Origin of the sequence: Clostridium aquiflavi, assembly GCF_031344075.1 — a bacterium.
GTDB lineage: Bacteria > Bacillota > Clostridia > Clostridiales > Clostridiaceae > Clostridium > Clostridium aquiflavi.
Genome location: NZ_JAVJAN010000023.1, coordinates 60,436 through 67,137, shown reverse-complemented (window position 1 = coordinate 67,137; position 6,702 = coordinate 60,436). Strand labels below are relative to the sequence as shown.

Genomic DNA, 6,702 nt, shown 5'->3' with positions numbered 1-6,702 from the left:
CCTCCTTCAAGATGAGATTTCCCATAGCGTAAGCTAGTAAGACCCCTTGAAGACTACAAGGTTGATAGGTCAGAGGTGTAAGTATGGCAACATATTTAGCTGACTGATACTAATAGGTCGAGGGCTTGACCAATACATATTTATTATATACATTTTATGTGCAATTTTGAAAGAACAATCTTTCAATTATATTCCGCGATAGCTCAATGGTGGAGCACTCGGCTGTTAACCGATAGGCTGGAGGTTCGAGTCCTCTTCGCGGAGCCAATTTGATATTGTTAAAGTCGATTTGATCGGCTTTTTTTTATTGTCTTAAATTATCTATATATGTAATAATTTTGTAACAAAAACAGAAATGCTGTATTATATAATTATACGTGTAGTAATTTGATTAACTTAAAAAATGGACAAACTATATTGAAATAAAAAGATTATGGGGGATAACAGTAAATGAGTAATAATATTAATCATAGAAGAAGAAGTGCTGGAAGAAATAAAAAAAAGAAAATAATTTTATTTTCTTCAATAGTTTTAGTTGTGGTAGTAGCTGGAATGTTATCAGCTAAATATATGCATAGTAAAAGTATTAATGCTGATGCAAGTGAACTTAGTAATAATAATGAAGTTGTAACTGAAAATAAATCAGAGGGTACTCCTGTAGAAGAGAATAAATTAGACAACTCAGGATATTTAACTGCAGAAGAAGATCCTAATGCTGATTCAGCAGCTTTTGTAGAAAAATACTTATATGAGCAAAGCATTGGTAAGATGCCTGAAGGTGCTAATGGTCATAAGGTTGCATACTTAACTTTTGATGATGGTCCATCAGAAAGTGTAACTCCAGAAGTATTAAAAGTATTAAAAGATAAAGATGCTAAAGCTACATTTTTTACATTAGGAAAATCTATAAATGAAAGCGATAGAACTAAAGAGTTGTTAAAAGAGATAGTTAAAGATGGACATGCAGTAGCTAGTCACACATATTCACATGATTATCATTACTTATATCCTAATAGAATTGTAAGTATTGAAAACTTTATGAGTGATATAGAAAAAAATAATGAAACATTTAGACAAGTTTTAGGAAAAGATTTTGTAACTAAAACTATTAGATTTCCAGGTGGTCTTATGTCTTGGAAAGGCCAAGATACAATAAAAGAAAAGCTTAAAGAAGGTGGATATAGTTATATTGAATGGAATGCATTATCTAAGGATGCAGAAGGAAAAACAAAAGTTGCTTCTGAATTATTAGAAGAAGTAAAGAAAAGTGTTGCTGGAAGAGAAAAAGCAGTTATATTGATGCATGACGCAGCAGGAAAACAAGAAACTGCCAAAGCATTACCACAAGTAATAGATTATCTAAGAGAACAAGGATATGAACTTAAAAGTATAAAATAAATTTAATGTTATTTTCATAAATATATATAAAGAGGCTTTTGAAGTCTCTTTTTTATTATAAGAAAAAGATAAATAGGGATAATGTAGATAGGAGGTACTTATTTATGATTAAAATTCTATTAGTTGAAGATGAAGAAAGTATAAGAGGATTTATAAAAATAAATTTAAAAAGAAATAATTTTGAAGTGATAGAAGCAGGAACGGGTGAAGATGGGCTTAAGGCAGCAGAAGAATTTAATATTAATTTAGCAATTTTAGATGTTATGCTTCCAGGTATAGATGGCTTTAAAGTATGCGATGAATTGAGAAAAAGGTATCCTAAAATAGGAATTATAATGCTTACAGCGCGTACTCAAGATATGGATAAAATAATGGGATTAGAATATGGTGCTGATGATTATATAATAAAACCATTTAATCCATTAGAACTAATTCTTAGAATTAAAGCAATATTAAGACGAATTGGCGACGAAAATAATGATAAAGAAAATATTGATAAGCTAATTAGGGAACCATTCATAATAGATTTATATTCGCAAAAATTATTTAAAAATAACATAGAAATAGATGTCACCCCAAAAGAATATCTACTCATGAAATTATTTTTAAAAAATCCGAATAAAGCATTTTCAAGAGATGAGCTTTTAAATTTAATATGGGGATATGATTATTTTGGTGATCCTAAGTTAATAGACGTTAATATTAGACGCCTAAGAGCTAAGATAGAAGATAATCCGTCAGAACCAGAATTTATAGAGACAATATGGGGTAAGGGATATAGATGGAAAGGATAATAAAATGAAAAGTATTAAAAATACACTAATTAGAAGTTTTATATTTTTGATATTATTTACTGTTATATGTATGAATGTACTTTTAGGTACATTTGTAAAAAAATATTATTATGATAATGCTGAAACTTTACTAAGAAATCAAATAGAAATAGCAACTAATTTTTATAATAAATACTTATATAAATCAAGTTTGATTGAAAATATATATGATAATGTTGATTCATTTTGGAATAAAAGTAATGCTGAGGTTCAAATATTAGATGAAAACGGAAACTTACTAATGGATTCAATAGGAGTTTATGATAATAATTTGCATGAAAAACCTGATGTTAAAAAAGCAATTAATGGTGAAAGTGGGAGCTATGTTGGTGATGTAAGCTATAGCAATTATAAGGTAATGTCTGTTTCAGAGCCACTATTAAATGATAATGAAGTGATAGGAATAATTAGATATGTTATATCTTTAGAAGAGGTTAATAATGAATTAAAATGTATATTTTTCTTTTTTATGTTAATATCTATATTTGTATTGCTTTTAGGAATAATTATTAGTTTAATTTTATCAAATAAAATTATAAATCCAATAAAAAGGCTAACTAATATTTCACAAAAAATGGCTAATGGAAATTTAAAAGTTAGAAATAATATAAGTGGAGAAGGCGAAGTTGCTCAACTTGCCAATACATTAGATTATATGGCAGAAGAAATTATAAAAAGAGAAAAGTTAAAAGATGATTTTATATCATCTGTATCCCATGAATTAAGAACGCCATTAACTTCTATAAAAGGCTGGGTAATAACCCTTCAAGATAATAATACTGATGAAGATACATTTAAATTAGGTTTTAATATATTAGAAAAAGAAACAGATAGATTATCTAATATGGTAGAAGAATTATTAGATTTTTCACGTCTTATAAATGGGAAAATGCAATTAAAGAGAGAAAAGGTAAATATAATGGAATTAATAGAATATATAGAAAATTATATGATACCTAGAGCTTTAAAAGAATGCATTAACTTTAATGTATTATCTAATTTAGATAACAAAATATATTATTTAGATATAGATAGAATGAAGCAAGTTCTAATAAATTTAATAGATAATTCATTTAAGTTTGTAGATAAAAGTGGGAATGTTAGTGTTATTTTTAATCAAGGAGAAAAAGATTTAAAAATAATAGTAGAAGATAATGGTTGTGGAATAAGTAAAAGTGATTTACCAAAAATAAAAGAGAAATTCTATAAGGGTGCTAATTCAAAATCTCAAAACGGAATAGGATTATCTATTTGTGAAGAAATAGTTAATCTTCACAATGGATATTTAGATATAGTAAGTGAAGAAGGGAAGATGACTAGAGTTACTATATCAATTCCTAATACAAGGGAGACAGATTTATGAAAAAATTTATAAATATATTTTTAGTTGTTTTTATATCTTTTTTTATAATAGGGTGTAATGATGTGGCACAAAATAAAATTTATAAAATTAAAGCACCAGAAAATAAATCTTTAAGTATTAAAGGCGTTTGGCAAATAAATGACTATAAAATTTTAGATAATGATATATATTCTATTAGTAATAAAAAATTTTCTGTAGGAGAAAATATTGAAATATGTAATGAATATATAAAGCTAAAGAATGTTGAGTATAGAAATATTTCATACAAATTAAAATTAGTTAAAGATGATTATGTTATTTCATATGAAGAAAAATATAGTATAAGAGATCTTAACCTAGACAAAGAAAATTATGAAGTTATATCAATTTTTAATAATAATAATATAATGTTTGAATTTATAGAGAATACGGATAAAGATGGATTTATATTTTACAATGGAGCATTGTATAATGTTAGTTTTATTGATGAAATAAATGATGTTGTAGAAAATGATACAAAAAATGAAGAACATAAGGCAGAAAATAAATTAATTAATGATTATGATTATCCAGTTGGAGTTTATCTAGGCATAAAATCAAAAAATAAAGAAAATAACACAGAAGAGTATAAGACATTATATATTTCATTTAAAAATGGAGAATTACAACCTATAAGAGATAAATCAGGTCTAATAGTTCCTCGTATGAATGGGATTTGGAACATAAATAAAAAATTTATAAATAAAAATGATTATTATTATGAATATTTTGATGCTAAGCCAATTAATAATAAAGATTTTATTAATAATGATAATAAAAATTTAGAAAGTATAGATAAAAATAGATATATAAGTATAAATTTTGTTGGTAATGATTATGTGGCTACAGAGGTATATGAAGGTAATAATTTCAATGGTGATTATGCTAAATATGAGGTTTTACCAATAGATAACATAACGTCTAATATACCAATTGTTATAAGTGATATATTTACTATTGATGTTAATAAAGCTTTTAACCAAGCTTATGATAATATTGTTAATAATTTTTCTAATGAAGAGAAACAAAAATATAGTCCATATATGAATTACAGCAATTTTTCTCTTAAAAGAGTAAATGGAAAATGGACTGTTATTGGTAAAATATCACCTGCTTATGGATTAGAGGGAAGTGGATATGATTATAATTTAAATTTAAAACAAAATAAGAAGTTAGTAAATTATGATTCTCTTTTAATTCCATGGAAAACATTAAAGCGAGAACTTCCAGGAATTAAAGATGCATTTACATCTCCTAACAAAAGAATAGCATTAATTTTAACTGAACAAGGTTTGCTTATAGATGAAATTCAAAATTCAAAAATAAACAATGTTCCACTTGATATAATAGAAATGGATAAAAATGATCAAATTATAATGGCTGAATGGTGCATAGGAGATTATGTTGATACTTGGGCAAAACCATTTTTAAATTAGGATCTGTTTTAGTAATGTGTTGATATATGCATAAGCAAAGTGGACTGAGTAATTGAACTTAGGAATGCTAAAATGAGATAATATATAAATTATATATAAAAACTATTAAAGTAAAATTTAAAATTAAGATAGACTTACTATAATATGGCATAGTATTATAGTAAATAATATGAGAATATAAGAGTAGTATAGTTTAAATTATTATAGTAATTGTATTGTAATAAGAAGTTTTATTATATAAAAGATTGAAAATATGAGGGAGGATTTATATGTTAACAAAAAGCATTGTATCACAGGTATTAGCAAGATGCTTAGTAACTGGGGGGGATTTTGCAGAAATTTTTGAAGATGATTCTGTAAATAATTCCATATCATTAATAGATGGAAAAGTAGAGGATGCTATAGGTGGAAGAAACTATGGTATTGGAATTAGAATTTTTAAAGGATTAAAGAGCGTATATGCATATACAAATAATAATAGTTTAGATTCTTTATTAGAAACAGCTTATAGAGCAGCATTAGCTTTAGGGAATGCAAATGAAAAGGAAAAGAATATTATAATAAATGAGAAAAAGATACAAACAATACATCCAATAATGTTTTATCCTAAGGATGTAAATTATAATAAAAAAATAGATATTTTAAAGTTAGCTTATAATAGTGCTAAAAATTATAATAGTGAAATTTCACAGGTTATAACAAGCTATGGTGATAAGGAACAAAATATTTTAATCGCTAATAGTGACGGATTATATATAGAAGACAAAAGAATAAGAACACGACTTGGAATAAATGCTATAGCATCTAAAGGATCAGAGAATCAAACAGGATTTGAGGGGCCAGGAAGACATATGGGAATTGAAATGTTTGAAAATATAGATCCTGAATATCATGGAAAAGAAGCAGCAAGAATAGCTCATACAATGCTTCATGCAAAAAATTGTCCAGCAGGTAATATGGCTGTTGCAATAGATAATGGATTTGGTGGAGTAATATTCCATGAGGCATGTGGTCATGCATTAGAAGCGAGTTCTGTTGCTAAAGGTAATTCTGTTTTTGCTAATAAATTAGGACAGCAAATAGCATCAACTAAAGTAACAGCTATAGATGATGGTACAATACCTAATGCTTGGGGATCACTTAATATAGATGATGAAGGTAATAAAACTCAAAAAAATATTTTAATTGAAAATGGTATATTAAAAGGATATATGATTGATAAATTAAATGGTAGAAGAATGAATATGAAACCAACTGGTAGTTCTAGAAGACAGAGTTATAAATATCAACCAACTTCAAGAATGACTAACACGTATATAGCAAATGGGACAGATAACCCAGAGGAGATAATTAAATCAATTTCAGATGGTTTATATGCTAAGAAGTTAGGCGGAGGCTCAGTTAATCCTGTAACTGGAGAATTTAACTTTGCTGTACAAGAAGGATATTTAGTTAAGAATGGTGTTATTAAGGAACCAGTAAGGGGTGCAAGTCTTATTGGAAAAGGTAGCGAAGTTCTTATGGACATTGATATGGTGGGTAATAATTTAGAATTAGCTCAAGGAATGTGTGGTTCTTCTTCAGGAAGTATTCCAACTAATGTAGGTCAACCTATGATTAGAGTTAAGAAAATGACAGTTGGGGGTAGATAGTA

General features: G+C 26.8%; 5 protein-coding genes, 1 tRNA gene and 1 rRNA gene. All 7 read left to right on the top strand.

Annotated features, from left to right (window positions below):
- Nucleotides 1–133, top strand: a 23S ribosomal RNA gene (locus RGC78_RS09805); the annotation flags it as partial.
- A 59-nt stretch (nt 134–192) separates the two neighbouring features.
- Nucleotides 193–267 (top strand) — tRNA-Asn (locus RGC78_RS09800).
- A gap of 183 nt (nt 268–450) precedes the next feature.
- Nucleotides 451–1,398 carry a polysaccharide deacetylase family protein gene (locus RGC78_RS09795; RefSeq protein ID WP_252216209.1) on the top strand — a complete coding sequence of 316 codons (948 nt, stop codon included), beginning with the start codon at nt 451–453 and terminating at the stop codon, nt 1,396–1,398.
- Nucleotides 1,399–1,502: 104 nt separating this feature from the next.
- A complete protein-coding gene (locus RGC78_RS09790) occupies nt 1,503–2,192 on the top strand; it encodes a response regulator transcription factor (protein ID WP_252216211.1) in 690 nt (229 codons plus the stop codon).
- A 4-nt stretch (nt 2,193–2,196) separates the two neighbouring features.
- On the top strand, nt 2,197–3,594 hold the full coding sequence (locus RGC78_RS09785) for an ATP-binding protein (protein WP_309556548.1): 1,398 nt from the start codon (nt 2,197–2,199) through the stop codon (nt 3,592–3,594).
- Nucleotides 3,591–5,048, top strand: coding sequence for a hypothetical protein (locus tag RGC78_RS09780; RefSeq protein ID WP_252216213.1), 1,458 nt, complete (start codon nt 3,591–3,593; stop codon nt 5,046–5,048). The genes RGC78_RS09785 and RGC78_RS09780 overlap by 4 nt, the downstream gene beginning before the upstream one ends.
- 269 nt (nt 5,049–5,317) lie before the next feature.
- Nucleotides 5,318–6,700 carry a TldD/PmbA family protein gene (locus RGC78_RS09775; protein WP_252216217.1) on the top strand — a complete coding sequence of 461 codons (1,383 nt, stop codon included), beginning with the start codon at nt 5,318–5,320 and terminating at the stop codon, nt 6,698–6,700.
- The last annotated feature ends 2 nt before the right edge of the window (nt 6,701–6,702 follow it).

What these genes read in the sequence shown, in the direction of transcription:
- RGC78_RS09790 (WP_252216211.1), top strand. Translation starts at nt 1,503, where the DNA reads ATGATTAAAATTCTATTAGTTGAAGATGAAGAAAGTATAAGAGGATTT.
- RGC78_RS09795 (WP_252216209.1), top strand. Translation starts at nt 451, where the DNA reads ATGAGTAATAATATTAATCATAGAAGAAGAAGTGCTGGAAGAAATAAA.
- RGC78_RS09780 (WP_252216213.1), top strand. Translation starts at nt 3,591, where the DNA reads ATGAAAAAATTTATAAATATATTTTTAGTTGTTTTTATATCTTTTTTT.
- RGC78_RS09775 (WP_252216217.1), top strand. Translation starts at nt 5,318, where the DNA reads ATGTTAACAAAAAGCATTGTATCACAGGTATTAGCAAGATGCTTAGTA.
- RGC78_RS09785 (WP_309556548.1), top strand. Translation starts at nt 2,197, where the DNA reads ATGAAAAGTATTAAAAATACACTAATTAGAAGTTTTATATTTTTGATA.